The 18,245-nt window shown below is 66.7% G+C and carries 18 protein-coding genes, 1 tRNA gene and 1 pseudogene; 10 read left to right on the forward strand and 10 right to left on the reverse strand.

Translation table 11 applies throughout. The features are described 5' to 3' along the window. Positions 1-32 precede the first annotated feature (32 nt). Entirely contained in the window at positions 33-953 is a 921-nt protein-coding gene (gene ppk2, locus VAPA_RS20575; protein WP_041946179.1) for a polyphosphate kinase 2, read from the reverse strand. A 150-nt stretch (positions 954-1,103) separates the two neighbouring features. Between ppk2 and VAPA_RS20580 the strand changes: the two genes are divergently transcribed. The 7 genes from VAPA_RS20580 to VAPA_RS20610 all read left to right on the forward strand — a co-directional run bounded on the left by VAPA_RS20580 (position 1,104) and on the right by VAPA_RS20610 (position 7,461). After that, the gene (locus VAPA_RS20580) at positions 1,104-2,144 is read left to right on the forward strand and encodes a transporter (RefSeq protein WP_021008694.1); all 1,041 of its coding nucleotides are present in this window, start codon (positions 1,104-1,106) and stop codon (positions 2,142-2,144) included. A gap of 97 nt (positions 2,145-2,241) precedes the next feature. Then, entirely contained in the window at positions 2,242-3,099 is an 858-nt protein-coding gene (locus VAPA_RS20585; RefSeq protein ID WP_021008695.1) for a 3',5'-nucleoside bisphosphate phosphatase, read from the forward strand. Further along, positions 3,096-4,073 carry a DMT family transporter gene (locus VAPA_RS20590; RefSeq protein WP_021008696.1) on the forward strand — a complete coding sequence of 326 codons (978 nt, stop codon included), beginning with the start codon at positions 3,096-3,098 and terminating at the stop codon, positions 4,071-4,073. The genes VAPA_RS20585 and VAPA_RS20590 overlap by 4 nt, the downstream gene beginning before the upstream one ends. 16 nt (positions 4,074-4,089) lie before the next feature. Continuing rightward, positions 4,090-4,725 (forward strand): L-threonylcarbamoyladenylate synthase, encoded by a 636-nt coding sequence (locus VAPA_RS20595; RefSeq protein ID WP_021008697.1) that lies wholly within the window; start codon positions 4,090-4,092, stop codon positions 4,723-4,725. A 43-nt stretch (positions 4,726-4,768) separates the two neighbouring features. After that, positions 4,769-5,440 carry a site-2 protease family protein gene (locus VAPA_RS20600; protein WP_021008698.1) on the forward strand — a complete coding sequence of 224 codons (672 nt, stop codon included), beginning with the start codon at positions 4,769-4,771 and terminating at the stop codon, positions 5,438-5,440. Positions 5,441-5,454: 14 nt separating this feature from the next. After that, the gene (locus VAPA_RS20605) at positions 5,455-6,786 is read left to right on the forward strand and encodes a tryptophan--tRNA ligase (RefSeq protein ID WP_021008699.1); all 1,332 of its coding nucleotides are present in this window, start codon (positions 5,455-5,457) and stop codon (positions 6,784-6,786) included. A 72-nt stretch (positions 6,787-6,858) separates the two neighbouring features. Beyond that, complete coding sequence (locus VAPA_RS20610) at positions 6,859-7,461, forward strand: response regulator transcription factor (protein WP_021008700.1); 603 nt, start codon at positions 6,859-6,861, stop codon at positions 7,459-7,461. Between the two features lie 242 nt (positions 7,462-7,703). Here the strand turns inward: VAPA_RS20610 and shkS are convergent, their stop codons facing one another. The 3 genes from shkS to serS all read right to left on the reverse strand — a co-directional run bounded on the left by shkS (position 7,704) and on the right by serS (position 10,833). Beyond that, a complete protein-coding gene (gene shkS / locus VAPA_RS20615) occupies positions 7,704-9,110 on the reverse strand; it encodes a surface-behavior sensor histidine kinase ShkS (RefSeq protein ID WP_021008701.1) in 1,407 nt (468 codons plus the stop codon). Between the two features lie 235 nt (positions 9,111-9,345). Then, positions 9,346-9,435: transfer RNA gene (locus VAPA_RS20620), tRNA-Ser, on the reverse strand. A gap of 66 nt (positions 9,436-9,501) precedes the next feature. Then, a complete protein-coding gene (gene serS / locus VAPA_RS20625) occupies positions 9,502-10,833 on the reverse strand; it encodes a serine--tRNA ligase (protein ID WP_021008702.1) in 1,332 nt (443 codons plus the stop codon). 62 nt (positions 10,834-10,895) lie between these two features. On the opposite strand from serS, the gene VAPA_RS20630 reads away from it, so the two are divergent. Next, positions 10,896-11,297, forward strand: coding sequence for a VOC family protein (locus VAPA_RS20630; RefSeq protein WP_021008703.1), 402 nt, complete (start codon positions 10,896-10,898; stop codon positions 11,295-11,297). A gap of 7 nt (positions 11,298-11,304) precedes the next feature. On the opposite strand, the gene VAPA_RS20635 is transcribed toward VAPA_RS20630, so the two are convergent. The 3 genes from VAPA_RS20635 to VAPA_RS20645 form a co-directional block, all read right to left on the reverse strand. Further along, on the reverse strand, positions 11,305-12,267 hold the full coding sequence (locus VAPA_RS20635; protein WP_021008704.1) for a threonine/serine dehydratase: 963 nt from the start codon (positions 12,265-12,267) through the stop codon (positions 11,305-11,307). Further along, entirely contained in the window at positions 12,264-13,232 is a 969-nt protein-coding gene (gene ispH / locus VAPA_RS20640; RefSeq protein WP_021008705.1) for a 4-hydroxy-3-methylbut-2-enyl diphosphate reductase, read from the reverse strand. Before ispH ends, VAPA_RS20635 begins: the two co-directional genes overlap by 4 nt. An 82-nt stretch (positions 13,233-13,314) precedes the next feature. Continuing rightward, on the reverse strand, positions 13,315-13,758 hold the full coding sequence (locus VAPA_RS20645; protein ID WP_041946180.1) for an FKBP-type peptidyl-prolyl cis-trans isomerase: 444 nt from the start codon (positions 13,756-13,758) through the stop codon (positions 13,315-13,317). Between the two features lie 109 nt (positions 13,759-13,867). Between VAPA_RS20645 and radC the strand changes: the two genes are divergently transcribed. Then, complete coding sequence (gene radC, locus VAPA_RS20650) at positions 13,868-14,545, forward strand: RadC family protein (protein WP_021008707.1); 678 nt, start codon at positions 13,868-13,870, stop codon at positions 14,543-14,545. Beyond that, positions 14,545-15,200 (forward strand): annotated as a pseudogene (locus tag VAPA_RS20655) (Smr/MutS family protein). Before radC ends, VAPA_RS20655 begins: the two are co-directional and overlap by 1 nt. 13 nt (positions 15,201-15,213) lie before the next feature. On the opposite strand, the gene VAPA_RS20660 reads toward VAPA_RS20655, so the two are convergent. The 3 genes from VAPA_RS20660 to fabV all read right to left on the reverse strand — a co-directional run bounded on the left by VAPA_RS20660 (position 15,214) and on the right by fabV (position 18,236). Then, positions 15,214-16,437, reverse strand: a complete 1,224-nt coding sequence (locus VAPA_RS20660; protein ID WP_021008709.1) for an NAD(P)/FAD-dependent oxidoreductase — start codon at positions 16,435-16,437, stop codon at positions 15,214-15,216. Positions 16,438-16,593: 156 nt separating this feature from the next. Beyond that, positions 16,594-17,013, reverse strand: coding sequence for a group II truncated hemoglobin (locus tag VAPA_RS20665; protein ID WP_021008710.1), 420 nt, complete (start codon positions 17,011-17,013; stop codon positions 16,594-16,596). A 26-nt stretch (positions 17,014-17,039) separates the two neighbouring features. Then, the gene (gene fabV, locus VAPA_RS20670; RefSeq protein WP_021008711.1) at positions 17,040-18,236 is read right to left on the reverse strand and encodes an enoyl-ACP reductase FabV; all 1,197 of its coding nucleotides are present in this window, start codon (positions 18,234-18,236) and stop codon (positions 17,040-17,042) included. Positions 18,237-18,245 lie beyond the last annotated feature (9 nt).

Here is an 18,245-nt window from a genome sequence, read left to right on the forward strand (position 1 = left end):
GCGCCGGCCGTCCAAACAAGCGGCGCGAGGCCTCAGTAGATCTCCGGCACGATCATGCTGGCCGGCACCGGCTGGCGCAGGTAGTCCGCATGGCGCTCGCGCGCCGGCAGTTCCACCGGCGGATGCGGCACCTCCTGGTAAGGCATCTGGCCCAGCAGGTGGCTGATGCAGTTCAGCCGCGCCTTCTTCTTGTCGACTGCCTGCACCACCCACCACGGCGCTTCCGCAATGTGGGTGCGCTCCAGCATGATTTCCTTCGCCTTGGTGTATTCCTCCCAGCGGCGGCGGCTTTCGAGATCCATGGGGCTCAGTTTCCATTGCTTGAGCGGGTCGTGGATGCGGCCGAGAAAGCGCATGTGCTGCTCCTCGTCGGTGATGGAGAACCAGTACTTGATGAGCTTGATGCCCGAGCGCACCAGCATCTTCTCGAACTCCGGCACGGTGCGGAAGAACTCCTCGTATTCGTCGTCGCTGCAAAAGCCCATCACACGCTCCACGCCGGCGCGGTTGTACCAGCTGCGGTCGAACAGCACCATCTCGCCCGCGGCGGGCAGGTGCGCAGCATAGCGCTGGAAGTACCACTGCGTGCGTTCGCGGTCGTTGGGCGCGGGCAGCGCGGCCACGCGGGCCACGCGCGGATTCAGGCGCTGGGTGATGCGCTTGATGACACCGCCCTTGCCCGCCGCGTCGCGGCCTTCGAAAAGAATGACCACCTTCTGCTTGCTGTGCTGCACCCAGTCCTGCAGCTTCACGAGTTCGCCCTGCAGCCGGAACAGTTCCTTGAAGTAGGCCTGGCGTGCGGCCTTGTCGCTCGAACGCGCCGCGGGGTCGAGGCCGTCGATGTTGCGGTCCTCGATCTCCAGCTCGAGCTCCTCGTCATAGCTGTCGATCAAGTCGCGGGCGATGCGTTGCATCAGGTCTTCGTGGTCTGGAAGTGCGCTCGTCAGCATCATGGGGAAGAAGGGAGGTGTGGGGTGGAACGGGGCATGCTGCCCGTCGCATATGACCGTTGCGTGACGGTCCGCGGGCTGCCGACACGAAGTTGTCACATACGGCGAACACCATCCGGGGCACACCCTCCGTCTTTCCTGATTCAACGCACCTTGCCGGCACTCCATGACCTGGCCGCCAATTCATACGGCGGCGACGAAGCCGGACTGATCTGCGGCTATCTGTTCGACACCGAAGCGTCGGAGCCCGTGCGGGCGATCGACTCGGCGCAGGCTGCGGCATGGCTCGGTGAGCAGGGCTGCAGCAACGGAATCGCGAGCAATGCATACGCGTGGTTGCATTTCAACCTGAGCCACGCCCAGGCCGAACGTTGGCTGCTGCGCCATGCACGGCTCTCCGACACCTTCTACGAAACGCTGCACGAGGGCCTGCCCTCCACGCGCATCGAGCGCGCCGACGATTCGCTGATCGCGGTCATCAACGACGTGCACTTCGAGTTCAGCTTCGAGCCCTCGGACATCTCCACGCTCTGGATCAGCGTGGGACCGCGACTGGTGGTCACGGCGCGCACCAAGCCGCTGCGCTCGGTCGACGCGCTGCGAACGGCGGTCAAGGCCGGCGACGCGCCGCGCTCGAGCACCGAACTGCTCGAGCACCTGCTGCGCGCGCAGGCCGACGTGCTGGTCAAGATCGTGCGCGGCGTCACTTCGCGCATCGACCGCATCGAAGACGAGCTTCTGGCCGGCCGGCTCGACCACAAGCGCGCGCGGCTCGGCGTGCTGCGCCGGCTGCTGGTGCGGCTCCAGCGCCTGCTGGCACCCGAACCCGCCGCCCTCTTCCGCCTGCTGCAGGGGCCGCCGGCCTGGATGGCCGAGCCCGACGCGCAGGAGCTGCGCGGCTCGACGGAGGAGTTCTCGGTGGTGCTGCGCGACATGCAGGCGCTGCAGGAGCGCATCAAGCTGCTGCAGGAAGAAATTGCCGCCAACGTGAACGAGGACAACAACCGCAGCCTGTTCGTGCTGACGGTGGTGACCGTGCTCGCGCTGCCGATCAACATCCTGGCCGGCCTGTTCGGAATGAACGTGGGCGGCATTCCGCTGGCCGAGCACAGGCACGGGTTCTGGATCGTGGTGGCGATCGTCGCGAGCTTCACCGCAGTGGCCGCATGGGCGGCTTTTCGCAAGAAGCGCTGAGCCGCATCGGCCGTCGCAGTAATGCTATTTATTTAATAGCAACCACAATAGCATCCATGCGCCCGCATCGATGTTCCAGACCCAATAGAATGCAAATGTGTCCTCTATTCTCAATGCCGATCTGCACTGCCATTCCGTGGTTTCCGACGGCACATTGACGCCCGAAGAACTGGCCGCGCGCGCCGCGGCCAACGGGGTCGAACTCTGGGCGCTCACCGACCACGACGAGGTCGGCGGCCAGCATCGCGCGGCCGCCGCGGCGCGCGCGAACGGCATCCGCTATCTCACCGGCACCGAGATCTCGGTGACCTTCGCCAACGAAACCGTGCACATCGTGGGCCTGGGCTTCGACCCCGACGACGCCGCGATGACGCAGGGTCTCTACGACACGCGCGGCGGCCGCGGCAAGCGCGCGCAGGAAATGTCCGAGGGGCTGGCCAGGGTCGGCATCCACGGCGCGTATGAAGGTGCCCTCAGGTTCGTCGGCAATCCCGAGCTGATCTCGCGCACCCACTTCGCGCGCTTCCTGGTCGAGCAGGGCCACTGCCGCGACACCTCCGAGGTGTTCCGCAAGTACCTGACCGAAGGCAAGCCCGGCTACGTGCCGCACCGCTGGGCCTCGCTGAAGGATGCGGTGCACTGGATCACGGCCGCCAAGGGCATGGCCATCATTGCGCATCCGGGGCGCTACAAGTTCACCGCGAACGAGGAATACGCACTGTTCCTCGAGTTCAAGGCGCATGGCGGGCAGGCGATCGAGGTCGTCACCGGCAGCCATACGACAGCCGAATACGTCGAGTACGCCGACAAGGCGCTCGAGTTCGATTTCGCCGCCTCGCGCGGCAGCGATTTCCACAGCCCCGACGAAAGCCATTGCGATCTCGGCAAGCTGCCACCGTTGCCCGGTGCGCTCACGCCGGTGTGGGAACTGCTCAGCCACCGCATCCAGCAGTGAGCCAGAGCCCCGGGCCCGGCAACGGCAGCGCAGCAGCGGCGGCGCTGGCGAGCGCCCGCGCCGCGGCGCGCCAGACGCGCGACCTCGAATCCGAACGCATCCTCGCGGGCATTGGCATGGTGCTGGTGGCCGTGGCCTGCTTTGCCACGCTCGACACCGCCACCAAGACGTCCACCGCCGCGGTGCCCATTCTCATGGGCGTGTGGTTCCGCTATGCCTTCCAGGCCGTGGCCACCACCGCGGTGCTGCTGCCGCGGCACGGAACGGCGCTGTTGCGCACTCGGCATCCGCGCTACCAGCTGCTGCGCGGCGCACTGCTGCTGGTGTCGAGCACGCTGGCCTTCCTGAGCCTGCGCTACATGCCGCTGGCCGAGTTCACGTCCATCGTGCTCATCGCCCCGCTCGTCATCACCCTGCTTGCGGCCACCACGCTCAAGGAGCAGGTCTCCGCGCTGCGATGGGTGCTGGTGGCGGGCGGCTTCGCCGGTACGCTGGTCATCCTGCGCCCGGGCGGCGATGCATTCAGCTGGGCCGTGCTGTTGCCCATTGGGCTGGTGCTGACCAACGCCTGGTTCCAGGTGCTCACGAGCAAGCTGGCGCAAACCGAGAATCCGCTCACGATGCATTTCTATACCGGCTGGGTGGGCGCGCTGATCGCCTCGCTGGCACTGCCCTTCGCGTGGACGGCCCTGCCCTCCTGGCATTGGTGGGCTTTACTGTGCCTCATGGGATTCATGGGCACGGTGGGGCATTTCATTCTCATCCTGGCCTACCAGCGCGCGCCGGCATCGACGCTCACGCCGTACCTCTATGCGCAGATCGCCTTTGCCATGCTCGGCGGCTGGATTGTTTTTTCCCACATGCCCGACCGCTTCTCGCTCATCGGCATGGCCATGATCGCGGTCTGCGGCGCGGCCGGCGCCTGGCTCACGGTGCGCGAACGGCGCGTGCCCATCGAGCCGGCGGAATCGTAATCAGGAGTCTTTCTTCATGGCCCAGTACTTCGAAGTCCATCCCGAGAACCCGCAGCAGCGCCTGCTGAAGCAAGCCGCCGCGCTGCTCCAGCGCGGGGAGATCGTGGCCGTGCCCACCGACTCGAGCTATGCGCTCGCCTGCCACCTGGACGACAAGGATGCGGTCGACCAGCTGCGACGCATCCGCCAGGTCGACGAGAAGCACCATCTGACGCTGCTGTGCCGCGACCTCAGCGAGCTGGCCAACTACGCGCGCGTCGACAACAAGCAGTACCGGCTGCTGAAGGCCGCCACGCCCGGGCCCTACACCTTCCTGCTCGAGGCCACCAAGGAAGTGCCGCGGCGCGTGAGCCATCCGCAGCGCAAGACCATCGGCCTGCGCGTGCCCGACCACAAGGTGCTGCTGGAACTGCTGATGCTGCACGGCGCGCCGCTCCTGGCCACCACCTTGATCGCGCCCGGCGAAACCGAGGCGCTGAACGACGCGCAGACCATCCGCGAACGCTTCGAGAAACAGATCGGCGCCGTCATCGACGCGGGTGCCTGCCCTTCGCAACCCACCACCGTGGTGGACCTCACGCCCATGGGCACGGGCGACGATCCGGTGGTGGTGCGGCAGGGCCGCGGCGCGCTGGCGGTGCTTGGCCTCTGACAAGCGGCACCGAAGCTTCTACTCTGTCTGACACAATCGCCCAGTGGATATTTCCAATCTGATACAGACCGTACTTATTTACGCTTTGCCCGTGGTCTTCGCGATCACGGTGCACGAAGCGGCGCACGGCTATGTGGCGCGCCATTTCGGCGACGACACCGCCGAGGCGATGGGTCGCGTCACGCTCAACCCGATGAAGCACATCGACCCCATCGGGACCATCCTGATGCCGCTGATGCTCTACTTCGCAACCTCTGGGGCCTTCCTGTTCGGCTACGCCAAGCCGGTGCCGGTGAACTTCGGGCGCCTGCGCCATCCGAAGCGCGACATGATCTGGGTGGCGCTGGCGGGGCCCGCATCCAACTTCGTGCAGGCCATTCTGTGGGCACTGGTGCTGGTGGGGCTCGTTGCAGCCGGCATCGATGAAACCTTTTTCATCAAGATGGCGCAGGGCGGCGTGCTGGTCAACCTCGTGATGTGGGCCTTCAATCTCTTTCCGCTGCCCCCGCTCGATGGCGGCCGCGTGCTCGCAGGCCTGCTTCCCAACGGACCGGCGCAGAATTTCCTGGCGCGCATCGAGCCTTTCGGTTTCTTCATCGTGATGGGCCTGGTGCTCGCGGGCATCGTCAGCACCTTCTGGCTGCGTCCGCTGATGGACGTCGGCTACATGGCCATCAACCTGCTCATTTCCCCGCTCACGGCTTTGCTGCGTTAAGTTCCTCTCCTGCCATGGCTTCGTCTTCTTCCGCTCCCCTGCGCGTGCTGACCGGCATCACGCCGTCCGGCACGCCGCACCTCGGCAACTACGTCGGCTCGATCCGCCATTCGGTGCGGCAGAGCGTCGCGCCGGGCGTCGAGAGCTTCTTCTTCCTGGCCGACTACCACGCGCTCATCAAGGTGCAGGAGCCGGCGCTCATCCAGCGCTCCACGCTCGAGATCGCCGCCAGCTGGCTGGCCTGCGGGCTCGATCCGGAACGCGTCACCTTCTATCGCCAGTCGGACATCGTCGAGATTCCCGAGCTGACGTGGTTCCTCACCTGCGTGACGGGCAAGGGCGTGCTCAACCGCGCCCACGCCTACAAGGCGCAGCTCGACAAGAACATCGCCAAGGGCGAAGACCCGGATGCCGACGTGACGGCCGGCCTCTTCATGTACCCGGTGCTGATGGGCGCGGACATCCTGATGTTCAACGCGCACAAGGTGCCCGTGGGGCGCGACCAGGTGCAGCACATCGAAATGGCGCGCGACATGGCGCAGCGCTTCAACCACCAGTACGGCGAGCACTTCACGCTGCCCGAAGCCGAGATCGACGATGCCGTCGCCACCCTGCCCGGCCTCGACGGCCGCAAGATGAGCAAGAGCTACGGCAACACGATCGCCATGTTCGCGCCGCGCGCGCAACTGCAAAAGCAGATTGCCAGCATCGTGACCGACTCGCGCGCACCCGGTGAGCCCAAGGACACCGAAGGCTCGGCGCTGTTCCAGATCTACCAGGCCTTTGCCACCGCCGAAGAAACCGAAGCGCTGCGCAAGGCCTATGCCGACGGCATCGGCTGGGGCGACGCGAAGCAGTTGCTCTTCGAGCGCATCGACCTCGAAGTGGCGCCGCTGCGCGCGCGCTACGAAGCACTGATGAACGACCCGACAGAGATCGAGCGCATCCTGCTCATCGGCGCCGAAAAGGCGCGCAGTATCTCGCGCCCTTTCATGGCGGAGTTGCGCTATGCAGTGGGGCTGCGCAATCTCGCGGCGGGCCGCGACAAGGGCGGTGCCCGCAAGGCGGCCAAGGTTGCCAAGCCAAGCTTCAAGCAGTACCGCGAGCGCGACGGACTGTTCTATTTCAAGCTGCTCGACGCGCACGGTGCCACCCTGCTGCAGAGCCGCGGATTCGCCTCGCCGCAGGAAGCCGGCCGCGCCATCGCCGCCCTGCAGCAGCAGCGCGGCGCGGCACTGGCCACGCTCGCCGAGCAGCTCGAGCCGACCGGCCCGGAAGAATTGCGCGCCGCGAACGAGGCGCTGGAAGCACTGGCGGAGACAACAACCTCTACCAACGGAAGTTGATCCGGCAATATCCATCGGCTTACCCGCCGAGGACAGACGAGAGAAGACGGTGCGATCACTAAGGAAGAAAACATGAGCATTTATGTCATCGACGACCACCCCCTGATGCGCGACGCGATCGTGATGGTGTTGCGGCGTCTGCGGCCAGCCGAAAACATCGTCGAGCTCGAGCGCCTCGACAAGCTCGCGAGTTCGGTCCAGCAGCGCGGCGAGCCAACGCTCTTCTGCCTTGACCTGAAGCTGCCCGACACCAATGGCGTCTCGGGCGTGGTCGCTGTCAAGCAGGTCTATCCCAACGTGCCGATCGCCGTCTATTCGGCGGCACCGGCCGGAGACATGGAGGACGCCTGCATCGAAGCCGGCGCCGACACCTACATCGAGAAGTCGGCCAGCTCGGCCGAACTGGCCGCTGCGCTGCGCGGCCTGCTCATGGCCGGTTCGGAAGAGGCGGACGAGCCGGCGCTGGCCAGCAACAGCAAGCTGTCGAAGCGCCAGACGCAGTTGATCGCCATGCTCGACAAGGGCATGAGCAACCGCGACATCGCCACCGACCTCGAGATCAGCGAGCACACGGTGAAGGTGCACCTGTGGCGCCTGTTCCGCCGCCTGGGCGTGAAGAGCCGCACGCAGGCGCTGCACTACGCGCGCACCAACGGGCTGCTTTCCGGAAACTGAGCTCGCCCCCAGGCTCCGCGCACTTCGTGTCGCTTCTCCCTCCCCCTACCGGGGGCAACACCAGTGGCCCGGCAAAGCCGGTTCCACGGTGGCACTTGGCTCACCCCCAGTCTTCGCGCACTTCGTGTCGCTTCGCCAACCCCCTTGCAGGGGGCAACACCAGCGGCCCGGCAAAGCCGGTTCCGCGGTGTTCCTGGAGGGTTTGAACCGCGCCTTGTGCGCGGTTTTTTATTGGCTGGAGCTCAGCCGCCGGAGGCGCTGACGCGGGCTTGGGCCACGGCTTCGTCGGCGTCGTGCAGGGCGACGCGGAACACGCTGCCGCTGCCCAGGCGGGAGCGCACGCTGACGGGATGGCCCAGCACGTGCGAGAGCCGGGCGACGATGGCCAGGCCCAGGCCGAAACCGTCGGACGTGCCGGCGTGGTCGGCCACCTTGTAGAACTCCAGGAACACGTCGCGCAGGTGCTCGGGCGCAATGCCGATGCCGGTGTCCCACACCTCCACGCGCAGGCCGTCGCGCGTTTGCCGCGAGGCCAGCAGCACGCCGCCATCGGTGGTGTACTTGATCGCGTTGGCAAGCAGGTTGCCGATCATGCGGCGCACCCGGATCGGATCGGTCAGGAAGCTGCCTTCGGTCACGTGCACGCGAAAATCGAGCCCCCGGCTTTCGGCCACCGGGCGGTATTGCAGTTCGAGGTCGTGCAGCAGCTCGGCCACGTCCACGCGCTCGATGTGCAGGCGCACCTGGCCCGAATCGATGCGCGCAAGGTCGAACATCGAATCGAACAGCGCATTCACCGCATGCGTGGCGCGAACGATCTTGGGCGCAAGTTCCAGCACCAGTTCGGGTTCGTTGCGCAGCCAGTCGGCATAGAGCGACAACGCCAGCACCGGCTGGCGCATGTCGTGCGCGGCGCTCGCGAGAAAACGGTTTTTCATGGCCACGGCCGCCACCGCGGCCTGCCGCTGCTGCGTGAGCGACTTGATCAGGATGTGGTTGTGGAACAGCAGCTCCAGGCTGTTGCGCGCCGTCTCGTGAATGTGGCGCCCGGCGCGCAGCAGCAGGAACCAGTGCAGGATCGGCATCAGGAAGCCGTACTGGAAATGCGGCTCCACGAGGTTGATGCTCACGAGCCGGATCAGAACCGCCCCGAGCATCGTGATGAACAGCGTGTTGACGTAGCGCTTGAGCAGTGGCGGATGCAGCGCCAGCCCGTTGAGCGGAAAGGTTCCGACGCCGGCCACGATGAGCCAGCTCATGAACTGGTTGACCTGCGGCGTGCGCTCGAAGAACAGCAGGATCGACAGGCCCCAGACGACCGCGCTGGTGCTCCAGATGAAGCCATAGCGCTCTGTGAACTGCTGCTGCGCCGCCGCGCTCCTGCCGGCGTAGCGCACGGCATAGACCCTGGCGCCCCAGGCACGGCAGGCCGTGGCAATGAGACCCGCGGCGAGCCAGGTCAGCAGTTCCCACCGGGGCACATAAATCCAGTTCAGGCCGACCATCGCCGGCATGAGCGCCGCAGAGACGATATAGGACCCGCGCGCGGAGCGCATCAGGCTGCGGATCAACTCGCCGCGCACCCAGGATTCAGCTTCGTCGGCCGAAGCCGGGACCGGTGTCACGCTTGCGATCGACGGATTGGCCATGTGGCGCGGAGCCTCTTGTTGTTCATTCGACTACAAGGAAAAATCCCGGCATGCGGGAGCATGGGGAGGTGGCGATCTTAACGGGCCGATACAGTTGCTTCGAAGCTTGGCTGGACGCCGCGGACAGCGGTCGAGAAAAACGCGAACGCATGGAAACGAAAGGCTCCGGTTTCGCCAGCGCGGATGGCCGGGCCATCGAATGGGCAAAAAAATAGCCCCTTTGCGGGGCCATTCTTGGAGGAGAGGGAGGGATTCGAACCCTCGGTACTATCGCTAGTACGCCTGATTTCGAGTCAGGTACATTCGACCACTCTGCCACCTCTCCGGTGCTGTCGAGCCCTCGATTATAGCGGATAGAAACCCGCTTTTCGAAGCCCCGTCGCACGGCCTCTCAACCGCGCAACAGTTCGAGGCCGCCGAGGTAGGGCCGCAGCGCGGCGGGCACATTGATCGAGCCATCTTCGTTCTGGTGGTTTTCCAGCACCGCGACCAGCGTGCGCCCCACCGCCAGGCCCGAGCCATTCAGCGTGTGCACGAGTTCGTTCTTGCCCTGCGCGTTCTTGAACCGAGCCTGCAGACGGCGCGCCTGGAAGGCTTCGCAGTTGGAGACCGAGCTGATCTCCCGGTAGGTGTTCTGCGCCGGCAGCCAGACTTCGAGGTCGTAGGTCTTGGTGGCGCCAAAGCCCATGTCGCCGGTGCACAGCAGCACCACGCGGTATGGCAGTTCCAGCGCCTGCAGCACGGCTTCGGCGTGGCCGGTCATCTGCTCGAGCGCGTCGTAGCTCTTTTCGGGGTGGACGATCTGCACCATCTCGACCTTGTCGAACTGGTGCTGGCGGATCATGCCGCGCGTGTCGCGCCCGGCGCTGCCGGCTTCGGAGCGGAAGCATGGCGTGTGGGCCGTGAGCTTGATCGGCAGCTGCGCCTCGGCCACCACCTCGTCGCGCACGAAGTTGGTCAGCGGCACTTCGCTGGTGGGAATGAGGTAGAGCGCCGAGTGGTCGGGCGCGGGCTCGCCGTCCTGGCCGCCCTTCTTGGCGGCGAACAGGTCGCCTTCGAACTTGGGCAGTTGGCCGGTGCCGCTGAGCGTGGCGGCGTTGACGATGTAGGGCACGTAGCACTCGGCATAGCCATGCTTCTCGGTCTGGATGTCGAGCATGAACTGCGCGAGCGCGCGGTGCAGCCGGGCGATCGGCCCCTTCATGACGGTGAAGCGCGAGCCCGCGAGCTTGGCGCCCATCTCGAAGTCGAGCCCCAGTGGCGCGCCAAGGTCGACGTGGTCCTTGGCAGCGAACGCCAGCGGCGTGGCATCTGCACCGGCACCGCCCTGCGGGCTCCAGCGGCGCATCTCGACGTTGCCGGTTTCATCCTCGCCGACCGGTACGCTCGCGTGCGGCAGGTTGGGTACCGCCAGCAGCAATGCGTGCAGCTCGGGCTGGATCTCCTCCAGGCGCCCGGATTGCGACTCCTGCTCGGCCTTCAGCGCGTTGACCTCGGCCATCAGCGCATCGACCGATTCGCCCTTGGCCTTCAACGGGCCGATCTGCTTGTTCAGCGTGTTGCGGCGGGCCTGGATTTCCTCGGTGCGGGTTTGCAGCGTCTTGCGCTCGGCCTCGAGCGCGGTGAACGCCGACACGTCGAGGTAGGGCTGGTTCTTCTTGCGTTTTTCGAGGCCGGCCACAGCGGAGGCCAAGTCTTTGCGGAGCAGGGTGATGTCAAGCATAGGGGGATTTTAGGTGGGCGTAGCATCTCGCTCCCCCATACTTCCATCGAAGGGAAAGAGCGATGCAAGCCTATCTGACTTTCAACGGCAACGCGGCCGAGGCACTGGCCTTCTACGCCAAGGCGCTGGGCGGCAAGGTCATCTTCAGCATGAGCTTTGGCGAAAGCCCCATGGGCGCCGAAACGCCCGCCGCGTACAAGGACAAGATCATGCACGCCACGCTGGAAGCCCGTGGGCACCAGCTGATGGCCTCCGACATCCCGCCCGGCATGCCCTTCGAGGGCCACAAGGGCTTCTCGCTGTCGGTGCAGGGCAACAGCGTGGACGAAGGAAAAAAGCTCTTCGACGCACTGGCCGCAGGCGGCGAGGTCACGATGCCGTACGGCCCGCAGTTCTGGGCCGCCGGCTTTGGCATGCTGAAGGACAAGTTCGGCGTGCCGTGGATGGTCAATTGCGAGAAGTAGGGCCGCCTCAGGCCACGGTGGCCGGATCGACGTTCGCCCCGCAGACGATCAGGCAGACCTTCTCGCCTTCGCGCGGCACGTAGGCACCGGTCTGCAGCGCCGCCAGCGGCAGCGCGGCGGCCGGCTCGACGGCGAGCTTCATTTCCTTCCACAGCCATTGCTGGGCCGCGCGGATGGATTCGTCGGACAGCAGCAGCGCATCCTGCACATATTTCTGGGTAATTTCCCAGGAAATGGCGCCGATGCGGCGCGCGCCGAGCGAATCGGCGGCAATGCCGCCCACGTCGACATCGACCGGCTCGCCGGCTTCGCGGGCACGGTACAGGGTGGGCGCCTTTTCCGGCTCCAGCGCCACCACGCGGGCACGCTTTTCGAACCAGCCGGCGAGGCCGCCGATCAGGCCGCCGCCGCCCACGCTCACGAGCACGGAGTCAGGGAGGCCGCCCTGCATCTCGATTTCATGGCCGAGGGTGCCTGCGCCGGCCACGACTTCGGGCTGGTCGTAGGCATGGGTCAGCAAGGCGCCGGTTTCCTTCTGGCGCGCGAGGCAGGCCGCCAGGGCATCGGGATAGAGTTCGCCGACCACGACCACCTCGGCGCCGAGCGCCCTCAGGCGGGCGCGCTTGGCTTCGGGCGAGACGCCGGGCAGGAACACCTGGCAGCGCACGCCCAGCGCCTTGGCCGCCGCCGCGGTGGCAATGCCCGCATTGCCGCCCGAGGCCACGATCACGCCGCTTTCGGGAATGTCGTTGGCCAGCAGGCGGTTCATCATGCCGCGGGCCTTGAAGCTGCCGCTCACCTGCATGTGCTCGAGCTTGAGCCACACCTCCACGCCCGGCACCGCCAGACCGAAGGCCGCGGACGGCAGCTTCCAGAGCGGGGTCTGGCGCAGGAAGCCGCCGGCGCGTTCGCGCAGCCTGCGGGAGGCGCTCTCTGTTTCAGAGCGCCAATGGGTGTTTTCGTTGTTCAAGAGATGTGTCCAGGAGGGGGAATGTCGTCGAGCTTGAGGCCCTTGGGGAGCGGAAACTTGATGGTTTCCTCGATGCCGTCCATCTTGCGGACCGACACCGCGCCGAGCGCCCTGACGCGCTCGATCACTTCGCGCACCAGCACCTCGGGGGCGGAGGCGCCGGCCGTGAGGCCGATGCGGCCCTTGCCCTCGAACCACTCGGGCTTGAGCTCGTCGGCCGAATCGACCATGTAGCTTTCGGTGCCCAGGCGCTGCGCCAGTTCGCGCAGCCGGTTGCTGTTGGAGCTGGTGGGACTGCCGACCACAATCACCAGGTCGACCTGCGGGCTCAGGATCTTGACCGCGTCCTGGCGGTTCTGCGTGGCATAGCAGATGTCCTGCTGCTTGGGCTCGCGCACCTTCGGAAAGCGCGCGCGCACGGCCGCCGCGATCTCGGCCGCGTCGTCGACGCTGAGCGTGGTCTGCGTGACCACGGCGAGCTTCTCGGTCTGCGCGGGCGACACCTTCGCCACGTCTTCCACGTCTTCCACCAGGTGGATGCCGCTCGAGAGCTGGCCCATGGTGCCTTCGACCTCGGGGTGTCCCTTGTGGCCGATCATGATGAACTCGTAGCCTTCCTTGGCGAGCTTGGCGACCTCGACGTGCACCTTGGTCACCAGCGGGCAGGTGGCATCGAAGACGTCGAAGCCGCGGTCGCGCGCCTCCTGCTGCACCGCCTTGCTCACGCCATGCGCGCTGAACACCAGCGTGGCGCCGGGCGGCACGTCGGCCAGGTCCTCGATGAAGATCGCGCCCTTGGCCTTGAGTTCGTTCACCACGTAGGTGTTGTGCACGATCTCGTGGCGCACGTAGATCGGCGCGCCGAACTTGGCAATGGCACGCTCGACGATCTCGATGGCGCGGTCCACGCCGGCGCAGAAGCCGCGCGGCTCGGCGAGGATGACTTCCTCGATGTTTGGGTTCATCGTGCCTCCTGCCGGGCCGCCCCAAAGGAGGCATGCGCCCCCTCGGGGGGCAGCGATACGCGAAGCGATGAGCGTGGGGGCGTCATAGCACCCCGATCAACCGGACCTCGAAGGTCACGGGCTGGCCCGCCAGCGGATGGTTGAAGTCGAAGCGCACCGCGGTCTCGTTCGTTTCGACCACCGCACCCGCGTAGCTGCCCGCGCCGTCGGGCGTGGGGAACTGCACCACGTCGCCGACCGCGTATTGCTCGTCGGGATCGCCCATCTGCGCCAGCAGCTTCCTGGCCACCCATTGCTGCATCTCGGGATTGCGCTCGCCGAAGGCCTCGCCGGCGGGCAGCTCGAAGGTGGCGTGGGTGCCCTCTTCCAGGCCCATGAGCCGCTGCTCCATGGCGGGCGAAAGCTCGCCGGTGCCCAGCGACAGGGTCGCGGGCTTGTCGGCGAAAGTGTTGATGATGTCGCCCGCCGGACCGGCCAGCCGGTAATGCAGGGTCAGGAACGAGCCGGAAGTCACAACGTGGGACATGGGCGCAGCGGAGGTAAGCAAAGACAAGGTGGGTGTCCCGATAAACTGGACTGCATTTTAAGGAGCGGGAGCTTCCGCCTGCCCTTTCAAGGTTTCACCCAGGTTTTCGATGGCATTCAAGGATCTCCCCGCCCACGCCCGCCCGCGCGAAAAGCTCATTGCCCGAGGCGCCGCCGCGCTGGCCGACGCCGAGCTGCTGGCGCTGCTGCTGCGCACGGGCGTGGCCGGAAAAAACGTGCTCCAGCTCGCCCAGGAGCTGCTCGACCACTTCGGAGGCCTTTCGGGCCTGCTGCAGACCGGCGCCGAGGACCTGAAGGTGATCAAGGGCATGGGCGGCGACGCCAAGCGCGCCGAGCTCATTGCCGTGCTCGAACTGGCGCGCCGCGCCATGGCCGAGCGCCTGAAGGAGCGCACGGTGTTCGACTCGCCCGGGACGGTCAAGCAGTACCTGCAGCTGCACATCGGATCGCGCCCCTACGAAGTGTTCGCGGTGCTGTTTCTCGATGCGCAGCACCGGCTGATCGTGCTCGAGGAACTGTTTCGCGGAACACTCACCCAGACCAGCGTCTACCCGCGCGAAGTGGTCACGCGTGCGCTGCACCACCAGGCCGCGGCCGTCGTGCTGTCGCACAACCATCCCAGCGGCAGCATCGAGCCCTCGCGGGCCGACGAGTCGCTCACGCAGACGCTCAAGGCCGCACTTTCGCTGATCGACGTGCGCGTGCTCGACCATGTGATCGTCAGCGCCGGCCAGAGCTTTTCGATGGCCGAGAAAGGGCTGCTCTGATGGCCTCCCGCACGCCACCCATCAAGAACCTGGCCGACCTGAAGCAGGTGCAGCGCACGCTGGCCGAGACCCGCGAGCGCGAAGCGGCGGCAGCCGCTGCCAAGGCGGTGGCGGAACGCAAGCGCGCCGCCGAAAAGACCTGTTCTCGCGCGCCATCGGCGCGACCGAGCCGCTGCGCCGCAAGGCCGTGGTGCCGCTCGCGCCCGAGCCGCCGGCCCCCATCCCGGTGCAGCACCAGCTCGACGAGCAGCGCGTGCTGCGCGAGTCGCTGTCCGACGAGTTCGACGTGACGACCCTGCTCGACGTCGACGACGCCATGAGCTTTCGCCGCTCCGGCGTCGGCACCGACGTGACCGCGCGGCTGCGCAAGGGCGACTGGAGCATCCAGGCGCAGGTCGACCTGCACGGCCTGCGCAGCGACGAGGCGCGCGAGGCGCTTGGCGGCTTCATCCGCAACGCCTACAAGCAGGGGCTGCGCTGCGTGCGCGTGGTGCACGGCAAGGGCCTGGGCTCGCCCGGCAAGCAGCCGGTGCTCAAGACCAAGGCGCAGCGCTGGCTGATCCAGAAGAACGAGGTGATCGCCTTCGTGCAGGCCAAGCCGGCCGAGGGCGGGGCCGGTGCGCTGGTCGTGCTGCTGGCGCCGGCGCGGCGCTGACTGCGGCAGGCCGCTAAGACAAGTGGTTCTTCAGCGGTATCGACGCATCCGCCACTGCCACCGCATCGGGGCTGCGGCCCGCCTCGAGCAGCTTGCGGCTCATCATGTGATCGACCGGCGCATTGACCGATTCGACGCACACCAGCTGCCCGTCGACATAGTGGAACAGCGAGAACGCCTCGGGCTTGGGCCCGGCGCGGCGCACGCTGGCCAGGCCCGGTGTGCCCTCGGCCGGCATCAGGCCGACCATCTGCAGGCGCATGCTGCCCTGGTCGGACCAGAACCATGGCACCGCGTCGTGCGGCCGCGGCGCGCCGGTCAGCGTGGCCACGGCCGTGCGCGCCTGGTCGTTCGCGTTCTGCACCGATTCGAGCCGCAGCGCGCGGCCTGCGCGGCGATCGGGAAAGCGCGTGCAGTCGCCCACGGCGAGCACATCGGCCGCGCTGGTCTGCATGTGGCCGTCGACCACGATGCCGTCGGCGCACTCGATGCCTGCGGCATGCGCCAGCGCGGTCTCGGGCACCGCGCCGATGCCGAGCAGCAGCAGGTCCACCGGCTGCTTCACGCCGTTGACCTGGATCGACAGCAGCCGGTCGCCCTCGACCTCGAACGCGCCGGTGCGTGCGCCAAGCACGACGTCGATGCCCGCTGCGCGATGCGTTGCGAGCACGTGCGCCGATAGCTCGGGAGACACGGCACGGCCCAGCAGCCGCGGCGCGCTTTCGATCACCTGCACGCTCTTGCCGAGCGCCTTGGCCGTGGCCGCCACCTCAAGTCCGATGAAGCCGCCGCCCAGCACCGTGACGTGTTGCGCAGCGGCCAGCCGGGAACGCAGGCGATGCGCTTCGTCGGCCGCGCGCAGGCTTGCGACGTTCTCGAGACCCGGCTTCAGGTCGGGCATCTGGCGCGCGCGCGTGCCGGTGGCCAGCACCAGCCGCTCCCACGGCAGGATCGCGCCCGAACGCAGCGTGACGGTGTGCGCCTCCCGGTCGATGGCCACGGCCGCATCGCCAAGATGCAGCGTGATGCCCGCTTCGCGGTACCAATCGGCGGCCTTGTGCGGCTGCGTGGTTTCCTCGGCGCTCTTGAGAAAGGCCTTCGACAGCGGGGGACGGTGGTACGGCTCGCAAGCCTCCTCGCAGACCAGGTGCACGCGTGCGCCCTGCCCGGCTTCGGCCAGGCCCGCGCAAAGCTGGGCCGCGGCGTGGCCGCCGCCGATGATGACGATGGAATTCATGGGGACAGATCCTTCGAGTCGTTGTTTATTCGGCAGTTCGGTAATTCGGTATTCCTTCGTGGAACACCGAGGATCCGGCTTTGCCGGGCCTCTGGTGTTGCCCCCGGTAGGGGGTTGGCGAAGCGACACGAAGTGCGCGCAGACTGGGGGCGAGCCTTACTCGCCGCGGTTTCGCATCCAGTCGGCGGTCTGGAAAAACGAATCGCGCAACCGCGCGCGCAATCCCTCGGGCACGCCGGTCTCGCCCATGGCTTGGTCCATGCAGGCCAGCCATTGGTCGCGCTCCTTGATGCCGATGCTGTGGCCGCCAATGCTTTGCGGCAGATGCCGTGCGCGCAGCATCGGATGGCCGAAGCGGTCCGTGTAGTGCTGCGGGCCGCCGAGCCAGCCGCACAGGAACCAGAAAAGGCGCTGGCGTGCGTTGTCGAGGCTCGGGCCGTGCACCGCGCGCAGCTGCGCATAGGCCGGTTCGAGCTCCATCAGGTCGTAGAAGCGATCGACCAGCGCCTGCACCCTGGGTTCGCCGCCGATCCACTCGAAGGGGGTATCGGCGGGAGGCTTTTCGTGAATCTGCATGGCAGGAGTATCCCTCTGTGCGCCCGTCAAGCCTGGACGAGGTTCGGAATTCCCACGTCGGGATTCACGTCGGCCTCGTAGTCCACGCCTTCGATGCCGAACCCGAAGAGGCGCAGGAACTCCGCCTTGTAACCAGCGAGATCGGTGAGTTCGTGGACGTTCTGGCTCGTGACCTGCGGCCAGAGCGCCACCACGCGCGCCTGCACTTGCGGGGACAGTTCCCTGTAGTCCGCGCGCAGCCGGCCCTCCTCGTCGATGTGCGGCGCGCTGCCGTAGAGGCTTTCGGCATAAAGCCCGTGCACCTGCTCGATGCAGCCCTCGTGCGAGCCCTCTGCCTTCATCACCTTGAACAGCAGCGACAGGTACAGCGGCATCACCGGAATGGCGGAGCTTGCCTGCGTGACCACCGCCTTCAGCACCGAGACGCGCGCATCGCCGCCCTTCGCAGCCAGGCCGGCGCGGATGCCCAGCACCTTCTGGTCGAGGTCCTTCTTGGCGGCGCCGATGGAGCCGTTCCAGTAGATGTCGTGCGTGATCCGCTCGCCGAGGTAGGTGAAGGCGGTGGTCTTCGCGCCATCGGCCAGCACGCCGGCGGCCTGCAGCGCATCGATCCACATCTGCCAGTCCTCGCCGCCCATCACGGCCACGGTGTCGTCGATTTCCTGCTGCGTGGCGGGTTCGAGCACGGTTTCCCTGACGACCTCGTTGTCGGTGTCGAGGCCGCGCAGGCTCACGGCCTTGCCGATGGGCTTGAGCGTCGAATTGAAGACCTCGCCGGTCTTCGGATGCGTGCGCCGCGGCGCGGCCAGGCTGTAGACGACGAGGTCGACCTGGCCCAGGTCCTCGCGGATCGCATCGATGGCCTTCTGCTTCAGGTCGTCGGAAAAACCGTCGCCATTGATGCTCTTTGCGTAGAGACCCTCTTGCGCGGCTGCACGGTGGAAGGCGGCCGAGTTGTACCAGCCGGGCGAGCCGGGCTTGCTTTCGCTGCCAGGCCGCTCGAAGAAGACACCGAGCGTGTCGGCACCGCAGCCGAAGGCCGCAGTGATGCGCGCGGCGAGCCCGTAGCCGGTCGATGCGCCGATGACGAGGACCTTCTTCGGTCCGCCTGCGATCCTTCCCTGCGCCTTGACGTAGTCGATCTGCTGCCTGATGTTGGCTTCGCAGCCCGCAGGATGGGTCGTGACGCAGATGAAGCCACGCACGCGCGGTTTGATGATCATGAAGAACTC

It is taken from the genome of Variovorax paradoxus B4 (assembly GCF_000463015.1).
Lineage (GTDB): Bacteria > Pseudomonadota > Gammaproteobacteria > Burkholderiales > Burkholderiaceae_C > Variovorax > Variovorax paradoxus_E.